Raw genomic sequence first — 19762 nt, forward strand, 5'->3', positions numbered from 1 at the left:
TACTTTCGCCCCACCTGTACCGGAATGCGTGATGCCCTGAAGCGCTTCGAGGAGCGCGCCCCCGAAATCGTCTTCGAGTGGAACGATGCACCCACCGGCGCCCGTGGCTGGGTGGTGATCAACAGCTTGCGTGGCGGCGCGGCCGGTGGCGGCACCCGCATGCGCAAGGGCCTCGACAAGCGCGAGGTGGAGAGCCTGGCCAAGACCATGGAGGTGAAGTTCAGCGTGTGCGGCCCGCCCATCGGCGGGGCCAAGAGCGGCATCGACTTCGACCCCGCCGACCCGCGCAAGAACGCCGTGCTCGACCGTTGGTACAAGGCCGTGATGCCCTTGCTGAAAACCTACTACGGCACCGGCGGCGACCTCAACGTGGACGAATTGCACGACGTGATCCCCATCACCGAGCGCTACGGCCTGCGCCATCCCCAGGAGGGCGTGGTGAACGGCCACATCGGCACGCAGGACGAGGTGAAGCTGAAGGCCATCGCCCAGCTGCGCGAGGGCGTGAGCAAGGTGGTGGATGACACCGCCTACGTGCCCGTGCCCGGCAAGTATGCGGTGGCCGACATGATCACCGGCTGGGGCGTGGCCGAGAGCGTTCGCCACTTTTACCGGGTGTATGGCGGCGAGGTGAGGGGCAAGCGCGTGATCGTGCAGGGCTGGGGCAACGTGGCCGCCGCCGCAGGCTACTACCTGGCCCAGCAGGGCGCGCGCATTGTGGGCATCATCGACCGCCACGGCGGTGCTATGCGCCACGAGGGTTTCAGCGCCGAGGAGGTGAGGCGGCTCTTCACCGACAAGGCCGGCAACGCGCTCCGCATGCAGGATATGCTGCCCTTCGAAGAGGTCAACGCGCGCATCTGGGACATCGGGGCCGAGGTCTTCCTGCCCTGCGCCGCCAGCCGCCTGGTGACCCAGGACCAGGTGGACCGCATGGCGAAGGCCGGCCTGGAGGCGATCAGCAGCGGCGCCAACGTGCCCTTCGCCGACCCGCAGATCTTCTACGGCCCCATCGCCGAGCACGCCGACCACAAGGTGAGCGTGATTCCCGACTTCATCGCCAACTGCGGCATGGCCCGGGTCTTCGCCTATTGCATGCAGCCCGGCAGCCCGCTCACGGACCGGGCCATCTTCGAAGACGTGAGCACGGTGATCGGGAAGGCTCTGGAGGATTGCCACGCCCGCCACCCTCACCGCCTGCACCTGACGCGCACCGCCTTCGAGATCGCACTCGCCAAGCTCAGCTGATAAAATACGCAGGCCGCCGCCCGCGTTCCCATCCAACCCGAACACGCCCGATGCAACTCCCGCTCTTCGCCCAGATCCAGGACAATACCGACGCCGCACGCCAGCTGCTCGAGCAGACCGCGGCAGCGCCCGCGGAGCCCGTGATGGAGACCATCTCCATCTGGCAGCTCATCGTGGACGGGGGCTGGTACATCATGGGGCCACTGGGCATCATGAGCCTCATCGCCATCTACCTCATCATCGAGCGCGCCATGGCCATTCGCAGGGCGCTGAAGGAGGAGAAGGACTTCATGAGCAAGATCCGCGACTACGTGCACGAAGGGAAGATCGAGAGCGCCCGCAACCTCTGCGCGCAGACCTCCACCCCCGTGGCCCGGATGCTGGACAAGGGCCTGAGCCGGATCGGTAAGCCCATGAAGGACATCGAGGTGAGCATCGAGAACGCGGGAAGGCTGGAGATCTACCAGCTGGAGAAGGGCCTCCCTGTTCTGGCCACCATCTCGGGCGCCGCGCCCATGATCGGCTTCCTCGGCACCGTCATCGGCATGATCGTCACCTTCCACACCATGAAGATCAGCGGCTCCGGCGTGGAGATCAGCCAGCTCAGCGGCGGCATCATGCAGGCCATGGTCACCACGGTGGCGGGCCTGGTGATCGGCATCATCGCCTACGTGGCCTACAACACCCTCACCGCCCGTGTGAACAAGGTGGTGCAGAAGATGGAAGCCACTACGATCGCCTTCATGGACGTGCTCGAATCACCCGCCAAGTAGGGCGCCATGGCACTGCGAAGCACACACAAGGTGGACGCGGGGTTCAGCATGAGCTCCATGACCGACCTGGTCTTCCTGCTGCTCATCTTCTTCGTGATCGTGAGCACGCTGGTGAGCCCCTACGCCCTGCCGGTGGACCTGCCCAAAAGCGCCAACAAGACCAAGGAGAAGCCCAAGGTGGCCGTCCGCATCGATGCCGACCAGCACTACAGCGTGAACAACCGCCTGATCGAACCGGCCGACCTCGAGGGTGTACTGAAGGACGAGATGAGCAAGCACCCCACGGACCAGGCGATCGTGATGCACGTTGACCAGAGCGTGCCCACCGGCATCACCGTGAGCGTGCTGGACATTGCCAAGCGGAACAAATGGAAGATCATCCTGGCCACCAAGCCCGAGTAGGGGGCGCGACATGTCGCGCCCGGACCGTGAGTGCAAGCGAGCCAGCCGCGCCAGCGGCCGATGAGGGTTGATCGGCACAGGATCAGTTAGAACACCCAGGCCATGAGCACCATCGCCATGCAGCATCGGGAGCAGGAGCGAGACCGGCGCACGGGCATCATCGTCACCTTGGTATTCCATGCCCTGGTGACGCTGCTGTTCCTGTTCTTCGGCCTCACGCAGCCAAATCCGCTGCCGGAGGAGGAGAGCGTCGAGCTGGTCTTCGAGAGCGCGGGCGGTCTCACCGGGGGCGACCCCATGCCCAACCCCGGCGCACCCCAGGAGTCGGCCGTGCCCACGCCAGCCACGAGCACTCCAGAGGAGGTGGCCACCGAGGACGAGAGCCTCGTTGAGGCCCCCAAGCCGGTAACGCCCAAGCCCAAGCCGCAGCCGAAGCCGGAGACCCCGAAGCCTCCCAAGCCCAACCCGAACTCGCTGTTCACGCCCAGCACGAACCCGGCCGACAACAGCAACACGAACCCCGGAGGCAGCAACACGCCCGGTTCGCAGCCCGGCGGCGGCGGCGTGGGCGACTTCAAAGGCCGCGGCTTCGAAGGCCGATTGGAGGGCCGGGGCCTGATGCGCGGCCCCAATATCTCGGACAAGCCGGACCACGGCGGAAAGGTTGCCCTCAACATCTGGGTGGACCGCGAAGGCAGGGTGACACGCGTGACGCAGAACCTCGACAAGAGCACGACCACCAGCCAGGTGCTCTTCAACATCGCCAAGAAGGGTGCGATGCAGTGCACGTTCTCCGCACGTACCGATGGGCCCGCCGAGCAGATGGGCCTGCTGGTCTTCATCTTCGAACTGGAGTAAGGTGACCTACCGGGAAACGCTCGCGTACCTCTACGCGCAGCTGCCCATGTTCCAGCGGGTGGGACAAGCGGCGTACAAGGCGGATCTGCGGAACACCCATGCGCTGATGGAGGCGCTGGGCCATCCGGAGCGTGGGCTGAAGTGCGTGCACGTGGCGGGCACCAACGGCAAGGGCAGCACCAGCTCGCTCATCGCCAGCGCGCTGCAATGCGCAGGGTACAGCGTGGGCCTCCACACCTCGCCGCACCTGAAGGATTTCCGGGAGCGGTTCCGGATCAATGGGGCAATGGTGGATGAGGAAACGGTCACGCGCTTCGTGGAAGGGCACCGCTCCGCATTCGAGCCCATTGCGCCCAGCTTCTTCGAATGGGGCGTGGCCTTCACGCTCTGGTGGTTCCGCGAGCGGCAGGTGGACATTGCCGTACTGGAAACAGGCATGGGCGGCCGCTTGGACAGCACCAACGTGGTGAACCCCGAGGTGAGCGTCATCACCAATATCGGCTGGGACCACATGCAATTCCTCGGCGACACGCTTGAGCGCATCGCGGCGGAGAAAGCGGGCATCATCAAGGCCAAGGCGGCCGTAGTCGTCGGCGAGGCAGAAGGCGAAGTGGCCGAGGTGTTCCGGCGGAAAGCCGCACGGGAGCATGCGCCCATCTCCTTCGTAAACAGTGGACGCCCCCTGCCCTATCGCGTCGGCCTTGCCGGAACACACCAGCTGCACAATGCGCGCACGGCCCTGGCCGCAATCGAGGAATTGAGGGACCGCGGCTGGTGCATTCCGGACCAGGCCATCGCCGTTGGCTTCGAGGAAGTGGCGGCGCGCACGGGGCTGCGCGGGCGCTGGGAGACCATCGGACAGGCGCCGCTCACCATCGCCGATGTGGCCCACAACGTGGATGGCATGCGCGTGGTGAATGAGCTGCTCGCGCACGCCCGATTCGACCGCCTCCATGTGGTGCTGGGAATGGCGAACGACAAGGACGTCGACGCCCTCCTGCGCTTGATGCCGAAGCATGCCCGCTACCACTTCTGCAAGGCCGACATCCCGCGCGGGATGGACGCCGGTGAGCTATGCCGGAAAGCCGCGCTCCATGCGCTCCAAGGGATGTGCCACCCCTCCGTTGCCGCAGCCTTGCAGGCCGCGCGCAACGAGGCCGGCGCGAACGACCTGGTGCTGGTGACCGGAAGCGTGTTCGTGGTGGCCGAAGCCCTTTAGGCCGGCTGTCTATATTTGCCGCCCTCGTTCCGGAAGCATAGCTCAGCTGGTTCAGAGCATCTGCCTTACAAGCAGAGGGTCGCTGGTTCGAATCCGGCTGCTTCCACCAGGGCCCCCAGGGTCGCCGTTCTTTCCTACATTCGCGCGCCATTCGGGATCTTAGCTCAGCTGGTTCAGAGCGCATGCTTCACACGCATGAGGTCACTGGTTCGAATCCAGTAGGTCCCACGAAGCCCCGGAAAGCCGGGGCTTTTTCTTTTCCGACCCCGCCGAAGAAGAGCCCGGGCACCGCCTCGCCTCAGTGCCCATGCCCGACTGGCCATTCCCTGCTGCAGCTCCATCGTAGGGGGTAGCCGCGCTGGGGGTAGTCACCGCCCGTGCATGCATCAATCCTCCGCTCCACCGAACGGACCGGCCCTCCCGTAATGGGCGTCCCTGCGGACTCCCAGGCATATGGAGACCCGCAGCAGCATCAAATCAGCCCCCAGGAGGTCTTACGAGCCGGCTCCAGTGCAGCGTCGCACCTCGGATTCACGGCGAGCCTCAAGTTGTATTCAACTGAATACCAGCACACTAACTGCTTCGATAAATTTTGTTCATGTTTTTTTCTTGTTTCTTAGACAACTCGCCTCATCTTTGTCCAGCCATTCAGCCAAATCATTAAACACAATCACATGTCCACCCTCGAGTTCAACCAACAGCTGATCGGACTGCGCCAGCAGCTTTTCTACTTCGCGCTGAGCTTGACCAAGGACCGGGAGAATGCCTTGGACCTCTTGCAGGAGAGCACGCTCCGCGCCATCACCTTCCGGGACAAGTTCCGTGACAACACCAACTTCAAGGCTTGGGTGTACACCATCATGAAGAACACCTTCATCAATGGTCACCGCCGCACGAAGCGGACCCGGGTGATCATGGACTCCGTGGAGCGCGAACGGACCCAGGTACGACGGGTGGAGACGCCGGCAAGCGCTGAGGCCACGGTGCGAATGGACGAGATCAGCCGTAGCTTGGAGCGTTTGGATCCCGCGTTCCGCACCCCGTTCACCATGCATCACGAAGGCTACAAGTACCACGAGATCGCCGAGCACATGGGGATTCCCATCGGCACCGTGAAGAGCCGGATCCACCAGGCCCGTCAACGCCTGCAGGAGATGCTCTCCGACAAGCACATCGCATCCTGATGAAGGACGCCGTGGTCATCGGAACCGGCTTCGCCGGTTTGGCCGCCACCGCCTCGCTGGCACGGAGGGGCTTCCGCGTGACGGTGCTCGAGAAGAACGCCGAGCCCGGTGGACGGGCACGCACCTGGAGCGACCGCGGGTTCACCTTCGACATGGGCCCCAGCTTCTACTGGATGCCCGAGGTGTTCGACCGGTTCTTTGCCGAGTTCGGGGAAAAGACCAGCGACCACTACCAGCTGGTGCGGCTCGATCCGAGCTACAGCGTGGTCTTCGGCCCCCAGGAGAAGTGGGCCATCCCGGCCGACCCGATCGCCCTACGGGCCTTCTTTGACAGCAAGGAGAAAGGTGCCGGAGCCCAGCTGGACCGCTTCCTGGCGGAGGCCAAGTTGAAGTACGACCTGGGCATGGGTGAACTGGTGTACCGCCCCTCCTTGAGCTGGGGCGAGTACATGCACCCGGGCCTGATCGGGGGATTGTTGAAGACCAAGGTCTTCCGCAGCCTGCGCAAACACGTGCAGGCCCATTTCACCGATGAACGGCTCCGCTTGCTGATGGAGTTCCCGGTGCTCTTCCTGGGCGCCGCTCCTCAGAACACCCCCGCGCTGTACAGCCTGATGAACTACGCCGACATGGAACTGGGTACCTGGTACCCCATGGGCGGCATGGGCAAGGTGGTGGATGCCTTTGTGCGCGTGGCGGAGAAGCAGGGTGCCACCATCCGCTGCAACGAGGCGGTGAAGCGGATCGTGGTGGAGAACGGCAAGGCCGTGGGCGTGGAGACCACCTCCGGTGTGCTGCGTGCGGACCTGGTGGTGGCCGGTGCCGACTACCACCACGTGGACCAGGAACTGCTGCCAGAAGCCCAGCGCGGCTACAGCCCTGATTACTGGAAGAAGCGCACCATGGCCCCCAGCGGGCTGCTCTTCTACCTGGGTTTCGACCGACGGCTGCCGGACCTGGAGCACCACACCCTCTTCTTCGACGAATCGCTGGACCAGCACAGCGCGGAGATCTACGACAACCCCGCGTGGCCCAGCAAGCCCCTGTTCTACACCAGTTGCGCCAGCAAGACCGACCCCTCGGTGGCGCCCGCCGGCCAGGAGAACATGGTGATCCTGATCCCCATCGCTCCGGGGCTGGATGACCGCGAAGAGACCCGCGAGCGTTACTACCACCTGGTGATGGAGCGCCTGGGCCGGCACCTCGGCTTCGACCCGCGCCCGCATGTGGTGGTGAAGCGCAGCTACAGCATCAACGACCTGCTGGCCGACTACAACGCCTTCCGCGGCAACGCCTACGGCATGGCCAACACCATCATGCAGACCGGCCCCCTGCGCCCCAGCATGAAAAGTCGCAAGGTGCAGGGCCTGTACTACACCGGGCAGCTCACCGTGCCCGGCCCCGGCGTCCCACCCGCGATCATCAGCGGGCAGGTGGTTGCCGAACTGATCGAAAAGGAATTCGCACGCAACCCCATCAAGGCATGAACACCATCGCACTCTACGATAAGGTCTGCCTGAAGGCAAGCAGGCAAACCACGTACAGCTACAGCACGTCGTTCTCCCTGGGGATCCGTTCGCTGGACAAGCGGTTCCATGCGCCGATCCATGCCATCTATGGCTTCGTGCGCTTCGCGGACGAGATCGTGGACACCTTCCATGGTTATGACAAGAACGACTTGCTGAAGCGCTTCCGCGAGGACACCTACCGCGCCATCGCGGAGGGGATCAGCCTCAACCCCATTCTGCACAGCTTCCAGAAGGTGGTGAACGAGTACCACATCGAGCGCGAGCTGTACGACACCTTCCTGGACAGCATGGCGATGGACCTCACGGACACCGCCCACGACCAGCGGAGCTACGAGACCTACATCCTCGGGAGCGCGGAAGTGGTGGGCCTGATGTGCCTGCGCGTGTTCTGCGAAGGCGATGATGCGCTCTATCACAAGCTGAAGCCTGCGGCCATGAAGCTGGGCGCGGCCTTCCAGAAGGTCAACTTCCTGCGCGACCTGAAGGACGACCACCAGAACCTGGGCCGCACCTATTTCCCTGGCATCGACCTGAGCCGCTGGGATGAGGACACCAAGCGCACCATCGAGGCGGACATCCAAGCCGACTTCGATGCGGCGCTGGAGGGCATCCGGCAACTGCCGAAGGGTGCCCGGTTCGGCGTGTACATGGCCTACATCTACTACGTGAACCTCTTCCGCAAGATCAAGGCGCTGCCCGCAGGCCGCATCATGCAGGAGCGCGTGCGCGTGCGCAACCGCCGGAAGATCGCACTCCTCACCACCAGCTACCTGCGCCACAGCTTCGGCATGCTCTGAGCCATGCAGGACCACGCGATGGATGAGGAACTGGTGCTGCTCGTGAACGAGCGCGACGAGCCCGTGGGCACCATGGGCAAGTTGCGCGCTCATCAGGAAGGTGCGCTGCACCGGGCCTTCAGCGTCTTCCTGTTCGACGACCAGGGCCGCTTGTTGCTGCAGCGCCGCGCGGCGGGCAAGTACCATAGCCCAGGCCTGTGGACCAACACCTGCTGCAGCCATCCCCGTCCGGAAGAGTCCGTGGCCGATGCTGCGCGTCGCAGGCTGATGGAGGAGATGGGCATCGACACGCCCGTGGAGCACCGCTTCAGCTTCCATTACCGGGCAGACTTCGACAACGGCCTCATCGAGCATGAACTGGACCATGTCCTCTTCGGCCGTTGGAGCGGGGATGTCCGTCCGAACCCCGAGGAGGTCGATGATTGGACCTACATCCACCTGAATGAACTGGACGCCGAACTGACCCGGCATCCCGAGCGCTACACCGCCTGGTTGCGCATCTGCTGGGAGCAGGTGCGTGAAGCACTGCGCGAAAGCGCACCCACCACCAACTGAACAGACCCATGCTGATGAAACGCAACGGCGCGGTGATCCCGCTGGCCGCCCCCACTGAGCTTCTGCACGAGGACCATCCGGCCTCCATCGACACGCCGATGCGTGACGATGCCTTCGCGCTTTCGCCCGAGGAGAAGATCCACCGCATCGAACAGCACTTCCGCGGCATCATGGAGACGCTGGGCCTCGACCTCGCCGACGACAGCCTGCAGGGCACGCCCAAACGCGTGGCCAAGATGTTCGTGAACGAGGTGTTCAGCGGGCTGGACCCCGCCACGCGCCCCGAGCCCACCTTGTTCGCCAACAAGTTCGGCTACAAAGGGATGCTGGTGGAGCGCGACATCACCGTGCACAGCTTCTGCGAGCACCACTTCGTGCCCATCATCGGCAAGGCCACCGTGGCCTACTTCAGCAGCGGACAGGTGATCGGCCTCAGCAAGCTGGACCGGATCGTGAAGCACTACGCTGCGCGGCCCCAGGTGCAGGAACGACTCACTGAGCAGATCGCCGCCGAGCTGAAGCGTGTGCTGCGCACGGAGGATGTGGCTGTGCTGATCGACGCCGAGCACATGTGCGTGAAACTGCGGGGCGTGAAGGACGAATGCAGCAGCACCGTGACCTCGCACTTCAGCGGTCGCTTCGAGGAAGCGGAGGTGCGCAACGAGTTCCTGACCTACCTCAAGCGCTGACGTGTCCAAGCCACGCATCAGCATCCACTGGTTCCGGCGCGACCTCCGCCTGGCCGACAACCATGGCTTCTTCCGCGCGCTGAGCGAGCATGGCAATGTGCTCCCGCTCTTCATCTTCGACACGGAGATCCTCGACAAGCTGGAGGACAAGGCCGACCGGCGGGTGGACTTCATCCACCGCGCCCTGAGCGGCATGCAGGCGGAACTCGTCAAGCGCGGCTCCACCCTGCTGGTGGAACATGGGCGTCCCTTGGATGTCTGGGAACGGCTGCTGGCGCAGTACGAGATCGCGGCGGTCACCACCAATCACGACCACGAACCCTACGCCATCGCGCGGGACAAGTCGGTGGGCGAGTTGCTGGCCGCGCATGGCGTGCCCTTCCGCACGTTCAAGGACATCAGCATCTTCGAGCGCGGCGAGGTGGTGAAGGATGATGGCGGGCCGTACACCGTGTACACCCCCTACATGCGCAAATGGCGGGCGCAGTTCACGCCGGAGATGGCCGCGCCCCACCGCAGCGAGGACCGGTTGGACCGGCTTTGGAAGAGCGCTGCCCTCCCGCTGCCCAGGTTGGAGGCCATCGGGTTCAAGCCGACCGACCTGCAGGCCCCACCTTCCACCTTGACGGATGAACTGCTCCGCAACTATGACCGCACACGCGACATCCCGTCCGTGACCGGGACCAGCCGGATGAGCACCCATCTGCGCTTCGGCACGGTGAGCGTGCGCGAACTGGTGCGTCGCAGCCTCGAGACGAGCCCGAAGTACCTGAACGAGCTCATCTGGCGGGAGTTCTTCATGCAGGTACTCTGGCATTTCCCGCACCCGGAGCGGGCCTTCAAGCCTGCGTACGACCAGATCGCGTGGCGTGCGGACGAGGCCGGGTTCAAGGCCTGGTGTGCGGGCCGGACAGGGTATCCCTTGGTGGACGCCGGGATGCGCGAATTGAATGCCACCGGACTGATGCACAACCGGGTCCGCATGGTGGTGGCCAGTTTCCTCACCAAGCACCTCCTCATCGACTGGCGCTGGGGGGAGGCCTACTTCGCGGCGAAATTGCTCGACTTTGAGCTGAGCAGCAACAACGGAGGCTGGCAATGGGCCTCAGGCTCAGGCTGTGACGCAGCCCCCTACTTCCGCGTATTCAATCCCCAATTGCAGCTGGAACGATTCGACCCCGAGTTAAAATATGTCAAGTACTGGGTGCCGGAGTATGGATCGGCAAACTATGTGCGTCCAATGGTCGTTCATCAAGCAGCCCGAGAACGGGCGATAAGCGTCTACAAGCAGGCCTTGTCAGCCGCAGGAAGAACGCCACACACACAACAAACCCAACTCTTCGCATAGCCATGCCCCGCAAGAAGAAATCCCTGATCCTCACCCAGCCGGTGAAGGATGGCATCAAAGCGATCAAGGTCCGGCTGGATGCCCGCACCGTCATCACCCTCGCGAGCCAGAAAGCGCTGGAATTCTGGAAGCAGCGCTATCCCAAGCTCGAGGTGATCGGCTGAGCCATGCCCCGCAAGAAACCAGCTCTGATCCTCGAACGCCCCATGAAGGCGGGCGTCAAGGAGACCAAGGTGCGGCTCGATTCGCGCACGGTCATCACCGTATCCTCGAAGGCTGCCCTGGAGCGCTGGCGCCAGCGGTATCCGAAACTCATCGTTCTCGACTGAGCAATGGCGGTACGGGTGCTTGAGCGGCAGCAGCTCCTTCGCACAGGCCTGCAAGAGGCATGGGAGTTCTTCAGCACTCCAAGGAATCTGGCCCGGATCACTCCCCCGGACATGGGGTTCGTCATCCGCGAGCCTTTCGATGACCGTCCCGCCCACACCGGGCAGCTCATCACCTACTCGGTGAAGCCCCTCTTGGGCATTCCGGTGACCTGGGTGACCCGCATCGAGGAAGTGCAGGCGCCCTACCGCTTCGTTGACACCCAGCTCCGTGGCCCATACAAGCGCTGGTGGCACCTGCACACCTTCGAGGAGACCGCGGAAGGCGTGCTGATGCGCGACCGGGTGGAGTATGAGATGCCGTTCGGCGCCCTGGGCGAGGCGCTCCACGACCTGGTGGTGAAGCCCCGGCTCAAGCGTATATTCGACCACCGCTGGGCCGTGCTCGACGTACTTTTCGCAGGCCGGAGGCGAACTGGTTCGTCCTCGGCGGCGTTCTGAGCGCATGACCATCTGGGCCATCATCGGCATCGTTGCAGCCACTGCCTTCGTCATGGAGTTCGTGGCCTGGGCCACCCACAAGTACGTGATGCACGGCTTCCTCTGGGTGCTGCACGCCGACCACCACAAGAAGGACCACTACGGCTTCCTGGAGCGCAACGATGCCTTCTTCCTGATTTTCGCCATCCCTTCCATGATCCTCTTCATCGTGGGCAGCCTCAAGGGCCTGCACACGCCCTACCTATGGATCGGGCTGGGCATTCTCATCTACGGCCTCCTCTACTTCTTCGTGCACGAAGTGTTCATCCACCAGCGCATCAAGTGGCTGCGCAACACGAAGAACCCCTATTTCCTGGCCATCCGCCGTGCGCACAAGGTGCACCACAAGCACCTGGGCAAGGAGCATGGCGAGTGCTTCGGCATGCTCATCGTGCCGATGAAGTACTACCGCGAGGCCAAGCGCATCCTGGCGCAGCAGGGGGGCGTCAAAGCCTGAGCCGGCAGGGCGCGCTTCCGCGCCAAACCCCTATTATTGCGGCCCTTTTCAACGCTTGGGATATGGCCTCCACCGCTGACGTGAGCATCGGCTCCTACATCCGTTTCAACGGCGACATCTGCCAGATCATGGAATGGCAGCACCGCACGCCGGGCAACCTGCGCGCCTTCTACCAGGGCAAGATGCGCAACCTGCGCAACGGCAAGCTCAATGAGCACCGCTGGCGCAGCGGCGAGAGCATGGAGGTGCTGCGCGTGGAGGTGCATGAGCTGCAGTACCTCTACCGCGAGGGGGACAATCTGGTTTGCATGGACCAGGTGACCTATGACCAGAAGTACATCCCGGTGGCGCTCTTCGGCGATGCGATGAAATACCTCAAGGAGGAGATGGTGGTGCAGATCGGCTTCGAGAGCGACACGCCCATCTTCGCGCGCCCTCCGAAGACCGTTGAGCTCCTGGTCACCGAAGCGGAGCATGCCGTGAAGGGCGACACCAGCAACAAGGTGATGAAGCAGGCCAAACTGGAGACCGGTGCCGACATCTCGGTGCCCATCTTCGTGGAGGCCGGCACCGTGGTGCGGGTGGACACCGAGACCGGGGAGTACCTCGACCGGGTGAAGAAGTAGGCCAACCGTGGAAGCATCCGGGAGTCCCGCCTGTCGGCGGGGCTCCCTCATCCTTCCGGGGCCACCGGTGCGCACGGGGCGCCCGCCTACCTTTACCGGCGAACCATTCACCGTGCAGCTTCAGCAACCGTACACTGCCGCAGAGATCGCGCGCCTCATCGGTGGGGAGGCAAGGGGATTGACCGATCGGCTGGTCACCGGCCTCAACGAGATCAACCGGGTGAGCGAAGGCGACCTGGTCTATGTGGACCACCCCAAGTGGTACGACAAGGCGCTCCAGAGCGCGGCTACCACGATCCTGATCGACAAGGCGGTGGAGCCCCCAGCTGGCAAGGCCATCATCATCAGCCCCGACCCCTGCCGCGACTACAATGCCCTGGTGCGTCGATTCATGCCGCGTGCGGGCTGGACCGAGACCGACATCCGTATCGGCGCAGGCAGCGAAGTGCACCCCAGCGCGGTGATCGGCCCTCACGTCACCATCGGCGAGGATTGCATCATCCATCCGGGCGTGGTGATCTACGAGCGCACCACCATCGGCAACCGCGTCACCATCCATGCCAACAGCGTGATCGGAGCGGACCCCTTCTACTACAAGAAACGACCCACGGGCTATGACAAGATGGAGCCCTGCGGGAGCGTGGTCATCGAGGACGACGTGGAGATCGGCGCACTGAGCACGGTTGACCGTGGAGTGAGCGCCGATACGCGCATCGGCCGCGGCACCAAGATGGATAACCATGTGCAGATCGGGCACGACACGATCATCGGGGCGGGCTGCCTGTTCGCCGCGCACGTGGCCGTGGCCGGGGCCTGCGTGATCGAGGACGGCGTGACCCTCTGGGGCCAGGTCGGCATCCCCAGCAAGCTACGCGTGGGAAAAGGGGCGGTCATCCTCGGCCAGAGCGGCATCATGTCGTCCGTGGAGGGTGGCCGCACCTACCTAGGGTCCCCTGCGCGCGAAGCGAAGCAGAAGCTCCGCGAGATCGCGCTTAGCGCCCGCCTGCCTGAGATCGCGAAAAAGCTGGGGCTGTAGCCATGGCGCGGCTCGAACGCATCGTGGAGCGGCTGGAGCTGAAGGAATTCCAGCTGCGCACCCTGCTCGACGTCAGCAAGGCGATCAACAACAATGTCGGCCGCCAAGACCTCCTCCAGCTCTTCGAGCGCATCGTGCGCGATGAGCTCGGCATCACCCGGCTCAGTCTCTATGAACGGACGGAAACCTGGGAGCGCGTGCTGAGCTATGGCAACCGGGACCGTGACCCGGCCGTGGATGCCGAGCAGCTCTTCGGCACCTTCACCGACATCCAGACGATCAATTCGGACATCGAGGGTCGCCTGGGCGCATTCGATGTGGCGATACCGGTGTTCCACCGCGACCGGCCGCTGGCCTTCCTGCTGATCGGCGACATCGATGAGGAAGAACAGCGCATGAGCCCGGTGGTGAAGCACCTGAACTTCATCCAGACCTTGGCGAATCTGGTGGCCGTGGCCCTGGAGAACCGCCGGATGGCCGAGCGGCAGCTGCAGCAGGAGCGCGACCGGCGCGACATGGAACTGGCGGCCCAGGTCCAGAAGCAGCTCATTCCCGCAGAGCTGCCGCGTACCGCAGCGCTCCAGGCCGCCGCTTGGTACCTGCCGCATCGGATGATCGGCGGCGACTACTACGACCTCATCCCTTTGGGCGATGACCGCTACCTCGCCTGCGTGGCCGACGTGAGCGGGAAAGGCATCCCGGCCGCATTGCTGATGAGCAACTTCCAAGCAACGCTGCGTGCGTCGGTACCGGGCATGCTGGACCTGGAACAGCTGATCCGGCACCTGAACGAGCGCGTCTTCGCGAGCGCACGGGGTGAGCGTTTCATCACGCTCTTCGCGGGCATCCTTGACCTGCGCAACAGGTCTATCCGGTATGCGAACGCCGGCCACAATGCCCCGCTGCTGCACCATGGCGGTCGCATCAGCACGCTGCACGACGGCAGCATCGCACTCGGCATGATGCCTGCATTGCCCTTCCTGCGCATCGGCGAGGCCGCAGTTCCTGCCGGCAGCTTGCTGGTGTGCTACACGGATGGCCTGGTGGAGCAGGAGAACGCGGAGGGCATCGCGTTCGAGGATGCGCCGCTGATGCGCCTCCTTCAGGAGTCGGGCAGCACCTCGCCGGAGGCGCTCAACGAACGCATCATCACGGCATTCGAGGCGCACCGGGGGGCGCAGGCCTACCTGGACGACATCGCGCTGCTCACCTGCCGCATCAGCTGACCGCTTCCGCCCCTTGGCGGGCCGCGCGCTCAGCTGGAGGCTCCGGCGGGTACTTCAGGTCGAACAGCACGACCATGGCCGTGAAGGCCCAGAACGGCACGGAAGCCTTGTCCATGTCGAGGAAGTTGTTCAGCGCGCCATGCAGGTAGTAGGTCACCAACCCCATGAAGGCCGCCGTGACCAGCCTGCGATCGGCACCGGCCGGCATGCGCTGGTACAGGCGGATCGCCCGATAGATGGTGACGGCAATCAGCGCCACCATCAGTCCCATGCCCAGCACGCCCTGCTCGGCCAGCGGGCCCAGGTACTCGCTGTGGGCATTGCCCTGCAGGCCGAAGTTGGTGCTGATGATCGTGCGGTCCTCAGAAGCCTGGAAAGGCGCATACTGGAACATGTAGGTGCCCGGGCCCCAGCCGAACAGGGGCCGCTCCTGCCACATGCGCAAGGCCGAGTTCCAGCGGTTGATCCGCTCCAGGTTGCTGGCGTCGCTGCTGATGTTGGAGATGGACTGCACGTGCTCCTTCAGGTCATCGCTGCTCTCCTCACGGTTGCGCTCCAGGGCGATGGTGATCTGGTCGCGGTTCACCACGTAGCCCACCCCCCCCACGGTGAGGAGCAGTCCCAGCGCCCAGACCGGGACCCGGAACCGCATCAGGAGGAACAGCCCTGCGGCACCCATCAGGCTTAGCCACGCCGCACGGGTGTAGGAGAACACGAGCCCCGTGCCCAGCACGACGAGCAGCAGCAGCGCGATGCCCCGCTCCGTGCGTGAGTAGCCGGGCATGGCCACGGCAGCCACGGTGAAGGGCAGCATGAACGCGATGACGGCGCCGTAGCTCGTATGGTCCTTGAAGAATGGGCTCATCACCCAGTGGGCCGGGTCGTGCTCGAAATGGAAGCGCGAATGCTGGTAGAGCGTGTAGACGATGACGACCATGAGGCCCGCCAGGAAGGCCTTCATGAACCGGTGCATGTTCCGCTCGTCGCGGAACAGCCGGCTGGCCAGGAAGTACATGCAGGTGACGAACCAGAGGCGGGCGAGCAGGTACTTCACCGACACCATGGGCATGCTGCTGGGAACGATGCAGACGGCCATCCAGATGAGCTGCGCGAGCACGATCCAGGTGATGGGGTGCCTGATGAAGGAGGCGTCGAGCTGGCCGCGGTGCAGCGCGAGCTTCAGTAGGAACAGGCACATAAGGCCAACCATGAGCGGTTCGGTGGGCAGCGAGACCCCGATGCCGCCGAGATCGAGCTCCTCCAGATTGATGGAAAGCGGGGTGGCGAAGGCGATGAAGAGAAGCAGGCGCTCCGGGACCATGATCATGGCCCAGGTTGCGAGCAGCGCGGCGGGCAGCACCGCGAGCCACGGGAAGTCCATGGCCGTGAGCACTGCGTTCGCCAGGACGAAAGCGATGCACGCCGCCCCGATCCACTCCCGCTTGATGACCCCCACCATGATCAATGGCGATGGTCGCGCCAGACCAGCAGCACGAAGCAGAGGAAGAGGGCGGAGAGCGTGGCGGTGGAGACGATGAGCCAGCGCACCGGGTAGACCTTCTTGTCGCTGACCTCGGGATAGACCACCACGTTCGTATAGGTGAGCTCCTTGGTCACATCGTTCACCACCTTCTCGTACTCGGTGAGCAGGCGGTCGTAGTTGGACCGGAACAGGTTGCTCAGCTCGGTAAGCTCGCGGAATTCGCCGCCCTTCTCCTCCAGCCGGCGGATCATGGAGAGAACGGCATCCCGCTGTGCCTGGGATGACCCGCTCGAGAGCATCCGCACATAGCCCTTGGTGAGCTCCTTCACCTGCGACTCGTAGCTGAGCAGCCCCTCCTCCTGACGCAGGGCATTAAGGCGCCGTTCCACGCTATCGAGCTTGGCGCGCTCATGGCCGAGCGCCCGCTCGGCGATCGCGAGCACCTCGTAGCTCTTCTCGCGCTGCAGGCGTCGTGCGAGGAGATTCACCTGCTCCAGCATGGCGAGCACCATGTCGCGCGCGGCACGGGGGTCCTCGTCGACGACCTCGATCAGCACCGACTCGTAGCGCGTCTTGGAGATCTCCACACGGTCGTTGAACTCGTTGTAGAGCGCGAAGTAGCCCCCGCTCGCCACCGTGTCGATCTCGTACTTCGCGGGCAGATCGAAGGCCTTGATGAGGCTGTCCCTGATGCTGTTGCTCTCGAGGAGCTGCAGCAGCTGGTCCGTACGCGTCTCGATGCTGTAGCTGTTGAGGTTCACCGGATAGACGGTGGCCGTGCTCTTGAAGCGCGGCGGCATGAACGCAGGTCCGCTGAGGATGGCTGATGCAATGGCGGCCACGGCGCCAACCGCGACGAAGAGCCGCGCATTCCGCCGGAAGACGGAAAGGAAAGTGGTGAAGTTGAGCTCAGCGGCCATGGGATGCGCGCACCTTGTTCACGTTCTCCTGGATGACGATGAGCAGCAAGGCCAGGAGGAAGGCCGAGATGCCGCTCATGGCCACGATGAGCCATCGGATGGGGTAGGACTTCTTATCCGCCGGCTGGGCCCTGTTGACGACGAATTTGTGCGGAAGGTCGCTCTCCAGGTCGGCCTGGGCCTGCTCCAGCTTCATGCGCAGGATGCTCAGGCGCTTGGTCTCGTTGAAGAGGCGGTCCTGCAGGGTCACATAGGCCCCGCCGTACTGGGCGAGGACCTTGAACCGCTCCTCGAACTCCTTCACGGCCCGCTGGTCGCCCTTCACGATGGCCGCGCCGAGATACTCGTTGTAGCGCTCGGTCTGGGTATGGTAGTCGTGCACGCCCAGGTCGCGCAGCACGCGCATGCTGTCCTGCCATTGGGAGATGTCCGCCTCGAGCTGCTCCACCTTGCTGCGGACGATGCGAAGGCCCTTCTCGGCGCGCTCACGGGCCATCTCCTTCCACACGCTGTCCACCTGTGCCGAGATGAAGTTGGCGATGTCCGCTGCGCGCTGGGGATCCGGGTCGTTCACCTCCACCTTCACGCTGCTGAACTTGGTGTACTCGAATTTGATGTGGTCGCGATAGGCCTCGCGCAGCTCGCTGTTGCGGTGGCGGCTGTCGGGCTTGATGCGGTACACCTCGAAGAGGTTGAACCGCTGGGCGACCCTGTCGCGGATCTCATCCGAATGCAGCAGCTGCAAGAGCTGCTCGCTGTCCTCCTCATCGCCCAAGGCAAGGATGTCGTCGCGCCCGGTAGCCTGCTCGTTGAGCAGGGCCTTGGAGGCGCTGTTGGTGATGGCCGGGAACATGATCACCTCGCTGCGGTAGAGCGGGGTGATGAGGAACGCGGCGGCAACGCCGGCTGCCAGACCGATCAGAGTGACCCCGATGATCAACCGGCGGCGCTGCCAGAGGTAAAGGACGAGGTCGAAGGGCGGCGGCTCGGACGCAGCGGCCATGGGGGCTCTGCGCCTGGTGAGGGTCTCCTGCATGCGGGGCCTAACGGTGAAAGGTCGGCTAAAGTACGCGTTCACCCCTGTCGGCCAGTCCCTTCCAGCGCCATGGCCGCGCGGAGCTCCGCCGGCCGCAACAGGCCCGTGAGCAAGGCCGCTCCAGCCGCGAGGAGGGCGAAGACCAGGCCCGTCATCCAAAAGGGCAGGGCGAGCCGGTCAAGCCCCAGACCAAGGCCGGCCAAGCCGGTGGCATAGAGCGCCGCCCGGAAGAGGGTCGGGGCGATTCCGGCCAACCGGTGCATGCGCGCCGCGAGAACCACCTGCGCCGTCGCTGTGAGCACCTGAGTGACCAGCGCTGCCCAGGCCGCCCCCTCGGCCTGCAGGCGGGGAATCAGGATGGCGTTCAGGGCGATGTTGAGCACCGCACCGCCTGCGGCCATCCAGTTCAGGAGCCGCAGTTCACCGCCAGCCGTGAGCAGGGTACCGAAGACATAGGTGGTGCAGACGGCCGCGAAGCACCAGATGAGGAGCGCGAAGACCCGCGCCGCCTCGGCCACATGATCGGCATAGAGCAGGCCCATCACGCCTGCCGCATGAAGGCTGCCGAAGACGGCGGCTGCCAAGGAAGCCACCAGCACCAGCCGGAAGGCCAGGCCGGCAAGCGGGGTGACATCGGCGCGCTCCTGGAGCATGCGGCTGAACATGGGCAGCAGCAGGCCCGCCACCAGATAGCCGAGCATGTTGAGCGCCTCGAACCAGCGGAACCCCTGGTAGTAGATACCCGCCTGCAGTGCGCCGTCAGGCAGCATGCGCTCCAGCATGACGGTATCGATCCGGTAATAGAAGGTCATCAGCAGGATGAGCACCGCGAAGGGAAAGCTCTGCCGCACCACCACGATGCTGAAGGCCGGCCGCCATGCCATCGACACGGGCCCGCTCAGCCGCAGCACGAACGCCAGTGCCACCAGGAAGGTGACCGCGTAGCTCAAGGTCTGCGCCCATACGAACCATTCGATGCGGAAGGGCTCCCCTGCCGCCCGCCCCCAGAGCAGCCATCCGACGCCGCCGATCAGCAGCACGCGGTCGAGCACGCTGAGAAGACTGTCCCATCGGAAGCGCTGGGCGCCGGCGATGTTGCTGCGCAAGTAGAGGATGCTGGCCACCAGGCCCTGATTCAGCACCAGCCAACCCAGCATGCCCAGCCTCTCGCCCCGGTAGCCGAGCACCACCCCGGTGGCCACCGTGAGCACGGCATAGGCCAGCAACAGCGCCATGCGCACCGCCGCCACCCCTCCCAGGTACTTGCCCATGAGATGGGTGTGCCGCGCCACATGCCGCGTGCTGTAGTTCGTCAGCCCCAGGTCCAGCACGATGTTGAGCAGGAAGCCCAGGCTGAGGAGGGCCGCATAACCGCCGTAAGCCTCCGCACCCACTGCGCGCTGCACCCCGGCATCGATGCCCAGGATGTAGAAGGGCTTCACCAGCAGGTTGAGCGCCAGCAGCAGCAGCAGGTTGGTCAGGAAGGCACGGCGCATTCGGCGGCGTGAAG

At 64.4% G+C, this 19762-nt stretch carries 22 protein-coding genes and 2 tRNA genes; 20 read left to right on the forward strand and 4 right to left on the reverse strand.

Going from position 1 to position 19762, the window contains the following annotated elements; genetic code table 11:
• The first annotated feature begins 24 nt into the window (after positions 1 to 24).
• The 20 genes from QY325_10130 (at position 25) to QY325_10225 (ending at position 14813) form a co-directional block, all read left to right on the forward strand.
• On the forward strand, positions 25 to 1248 hold the full coding sequence (locus QY325_10130; protein ID WKZ65118.1) for a Glu/Leu/Phe/Val dehydrogenase dimerization domain-containing protein: 1224 nt from the start codon (positions 25 to 27) through the stop codon (positions 1246 to 1248).
• A 50-nt stretch (positions 1249 to 1298) separates the two neighbouring features.
• Positions 1299 to 2021, forward strand: coding sequence for a MotA/TolQ/ExbB proton channel family protein (locus QY325_10135; GenBank protein ID WKZ65119.1), 723 nt, complete (start codon positions 1299 to 1301; stop codon positions 2019 to 2021).
• Between the two features lie 6 nt (positions 2022 to 2027).
• A complete protein-coding gene (locus tag QY325_10140; protein WKZ65120.1) occupies positions 2028 to 2423 on the forward strand; it encodes a biopolymer transporter ExbD in 396 nt (131 codons plus the stop codon).
• 102 nt (positions 2424 to 2525) lie between these two features.
• Positions 2526 to 3281, forward strand: coding sequence for a hypothetical protein (locus tag QY325_10145; GenBank protein WKZ65121.1), 756 nt, complete (start codon positions 2526 to 2528; stop codon positions 3279 to 3281).
• 1 nt (position 3282) lies between these two features.
• Positions 3283 to 4500, forward strand: coding sequence for a folylpolyglutamate synthase/dihydrofolate synthase family protein (locus tag QY325_10150; protein WKZ65122.1), 1218 nt, complete (start codon positions 3283 to 3285; stop codon positions 4498 to 4500).
• Between the two features lie 31 nt (positions 4501 to 4531).
• Positions 4532 to 4609: transfer RNA gene (locus tag QY325_10155), tRNA-Val, on the forward strand.
• Between the two features lie 44 nt (positions 4610 to 4653).
• Positions 4654 to 4728, forward strand: a tRNA-Val gene (locus QY325_10160).
• A 446-nt stretch (positions 4729 to 5174) separates the two neighbouring features.
• Complete coding sequence (locus QY325_10165; GenBank protein ID WKZ65123.1) at positions 5175 to 5684, forward strand: RNA polymerase sigma factor; 510 nt, start codon at positions 5175 to 5177, stop codon at positions 5682 to 5684.
• Positions 5684 to 7171, forward strand: a complete 1488-nt coding sequence (gene crtI, locus QY325_10170) for a phytoene desaturase family protein (protein WKZ65124.1) — start codon at positions 5684 to 5686, stop codon at positions 7169 to 7171. Before QY325_10165 ends, crtI begins: the two co-directional genes overlap by 1 nt.
• Positions 7168 to 8010, forward strand: a complete 843-nt coding sequence (locus QY325_10175; protein ID WKZ65125.1) for a phytoene/squalene synthase family protein — start codon at positions 7168 to 7170, stop codon at positions 8008 to 8010. The genes crtI and QY325_10175 overlap by 4 nt, the downstream gene beginning before the upstream one ends.
• A 3-nt stretch (positions 8011 to 8013) precedes the next feature.
• Positions 8014 to 8565 carry an isopentenyl-diphosphate Delta-isomerase gene (gene idi / locus QY325_10180; protein ID WKZ65126.1) on the forward strand — a complete coding sequence of 184 codons (552 nt, stop codon included), beginning with the start codon at positions 8014 to 8016 and terminating at the stop codon, positions 8563 to 8565.
• A gap of 8 nt (positions 8566 to 8573) precedes the next feature.
• Positions 8574 to 9254, forward strand: coding sequence for a GTP cyclohydrolase I FolE (folE, locus tag QY325_10185; GenBank protein ID WKZ65127.1), 681 nt, complete (start codon positions 8574 to 8576; stop codon positions 9252 to 9254).
• A 1-nt stretch (position 9255) separates the two neighbouring features.
• Positions 9256 to 10602: a deoxyribodipyrimidine photo-lyase gene (locus QY325_10190; GenBank protein WKZ65128.1), complete on the forward strand. Its 1347-nt coding sequence runs from the start codon at positions 9256 to 9258 to the stop codon at positions 10600 to 10602.
• 2 nt (positions 10603 to 10604) lie between these two features.
• Positions 10605 to 10766: a hypothetical protein gene (locus QY325_10195; GenBank protein WKZ65129.1), complete on the forward strand. Its 162-nt coding sequence runs from the start codon at positions 10605 to 10607 to the stop codon at positions 10764 to 10766.
• A 3-nt stretch (positions 10767 to 10769) separates the two neighbouring features.
• Positions 10770 to 10931, forward strand: a complete 162-nt coding sequence (locus QY325_10200) for a hypothetical protein (GenBank protein WKZ65130.1) — start codon at positions 10770 to 10772, stop codon at positions 10929 to 10931.
• Between the two features lie 111 nt (positions 10932 to 11042).
• Entirely contained in the window at positions 11043 to 11429 is a 387-nt protein-coding gene (locus QY325_10205; protein WKZ65131.1) for an SRPBCC family protein, read from the forward strand.
• Between the two features lie 4 nt (positions 11430 to 11433).
• A complete protein-coding gene (locus QY325_10210) occupies positions 11434 to 11925 on the forward strand; it encodes a sterol desaturase family protein (protein WKZ65132.1) in 492 nt (163 codons plus the stop codon).
• A 62-nt stretch (positions 11926 to 11987) separates the two neighbouring features.
• Positions 11988 to 12551, forward strand: a complete 564-nt coding sequence (gene efp / locus QY325_10215) for an elongation factor P (GenBank protein ID WKZ65133.1) — start codon at positions 11988 to 11990, stop codon at positions 12549 to 12551.
• 112 nt (positions 12552 to 12663) lie between these two features.
• Entirely contained in the window at positions 12664 to 13587 is a 924-nt protein-coding gene (locus tag QY325_10220; protein ID WKZ65134.1) for a UDP-3-O-(3-hydroxymyristoyl)glucosamine N-acyltransferase, read from the forward strand.
• A 2-nt stretch (positions 13588 to 13589) separates the two neighbouring features.
• Complete coding sequence (locus QY325_10225; GenBank protein WKZ65135.1) at positions 13590 to 14813, forward strand: PP2C family protein-serine/threonine phosphatase; 1224 nt, start codon at positions 13590 to 13592, stop codon at positions 14811 to 14813.
• On the opposite strand, the gene QY325_10230 is transcribed toward QY325_10225, so the two are convergent.
• Genes QY325_10230 through QY325_10245 form a run of 4 tightly spaced genes read right to left on the reverse strand, consistent with a single transcriptional unit; the run spans position 14806 to position 19748 of the window.
• Positions 14806 to 16272 carry an O-antigen ligase gene (locus tag QY325_10230; GenBank protein WKZ65136.1) on the reverse strand — a complete coding sequence of 489 codons (1467 nt, stop codon included), beginning with the start codon at positions 16270 to 16272 and terminating at the stop codon, positions 14806 to 14808. The genes QY325_10225 and QY325_10230 overlap by 8 nt on opposite strands.
• 2 nt (positions 16273 to 16274) lie before the next feature.
• Positions 16275 to 17216 (reverse strand): hypothetical protein, encoded by a 942-nt coding sequence (locus QY325_10235; protein WKZ65137.1) that lies wholly within the window; start codon positions 17214 to 17216, stop codon positions 16275 to 16277.
• Complete coding sequence (locus QY325_10240) at positions 17206 to 18252, reverse strand: Wzz/FepE/Etk N-terminal domain-containing protein (protein ID WKZ65138.1); 1047 nt, start codon at positions 18250 to 18252, stop codon at positions 17206 to 17208. Before QY325_10240 ends, QY325_10235 begins: the two co-directional genes overlap by 11 nt.
• 38 nt (positions 18253 to 18290) lie before the next feature.
• Complete coding sequence (locus QY325_10245; protein WKZ65139.1) at positions 18291 to 19748, reverse strand: oligosaccharide flippase family protein; 1458 nt, start codon at positions 19746 to 19748, stop codon at positions 18291 to 18293.
• Positions 19749 to 19762: the final 14 nt, after the last annotated feature.

It is taken from the genome of Flavobacteriales bacterium, from assembly GCA_030584065.1.
Classification (GTDB): domain Bacteria; phylum Bacteroidota; class Bacteroidia; order Flavobacteriales_F; family PHOS-HE28; genus PHOS-HE28.

Coding starts and splice junctions, on each gene's coding strand:
- QY325_10130 (WKZ65118.1), top strand. CDS start 25: ATGCGTGATGCCCTGAAGCGCTTCGAGGAGCGCGCCCCCGAAATCGTC.
- QY325_10135 (WKZ65119.1), top strand. CDS start 1,299: ATGCAACTCCCGCTCTTCGCCCAGATCCAGGACAATACCGACGCCGCA.
- QY325_10140 (WKZ65120.1), top strand. CDS start 2,028: ATGGCACTGCGAAGCACACACAAGGTGGACGCGGGGTTCAGCATGAGC.
- QY325_10145 (WKZ65121.1), top strand. CDS start 2,526: ATGAGCACCATCGCCATGCAGCATCGGGAGCAGGAGCGAGACCGGCGC.
- QY325_10165 (WKZ65123.1), top strand. CDS start 5,175: ATGTCCACCCTCGAGTTCAACCAACAGCTGATCGGACTGCGCCAGCAG.
- crtI (WKZ65124.1), top strand. CDS start 5,684: ATGAAGGACGCCGTGGTCATCGGAACCGGCTTCGCCGGTTTGGCCGCC.
- QY325_10175 (WKZ65125.1), top strand. CDS start 7,168: ATGAACACCATCGCACTCTACGATAAGGTCTGCCTGAAGGCAAGCAGG.
- idi (WKZ65126.1), top strand. CDS start 8,014: ATGCAGGACCACGCGATGGATGAGGAACTGGTGCTGCTCGTGAACGAG.
- folE (WKZ65127.1), top strand. CDS start 8,574: ATGCTGATGAAACGCAACGGCGCGGTGATCCCGCTGGCCGCCCCCACT.
- QY325_10195 (WKZ65129.1), top strand. CDS start 10,605: ATGCCCCGCAAGAAGAAATCCCTGATCCTCACCCAGCCGGTGAAGGAT.
- QY325_10200 (WKZ65130.1), top strand. CDS start 10,770: ATGCCCCGCAAGAAACCAGCTCTGATCCTCGAACGCCCCATGAAGGCG.
- QY325_10205 (WKZ65131.1), top strand. CDS start 11,043: ATGGGGTTCGTCATCCGCGAGCCTTTCGATGACCGTCCCGCCCACACC.
- QY325_10210 (WKZ65132.1), top strand. CDS start 11,434: ATGACCATCTGGGCCATCATCGGCATCGTTGCAGCCACTGCCTTCGTC.
- efp (WKZ65133.1), top strand. CDS start 11,988: ATGGCCTCCACCGCTGACGTGAGCATCGGCTCCTACATCCGTTTCAAC.
- QY325_10225 (WKZ65135.1), top strand. CDS start 13,590: ATGGCGCGGCTCGAACGCATCGTGGAGCGGCTGGAGCTGAAGGAATTC.
- QY325_10230 (WKZ65136.1), bottom strand. CDS start 16,272: ATGGTGGGGGTCATCAAGCGGGAGTGGATCGGGGCGGCGTGCATCGCT.
- QY325_10235 (WKZ65137.1), bottom strand. CDS start 17,216: ATGGCCGCTGAGCTCAACTTCACCACTTTCCTTTCCGTCTTCCGGCGG.
- QY325_10240 (WKZ65138.1), bottom strand. CDS start 18,252: ATGCAGGAGACCCTCACCAGGCGCAGAGCCCCCATGGCCGCTGCGTCC.
- QY325_10245 (WKZ65139.1), bottom strand. CDS start 19,748: ATGCGCCGTGCCTTCCTGACCAACCTGCTGCTGCTGCTGGCGCTCAAC.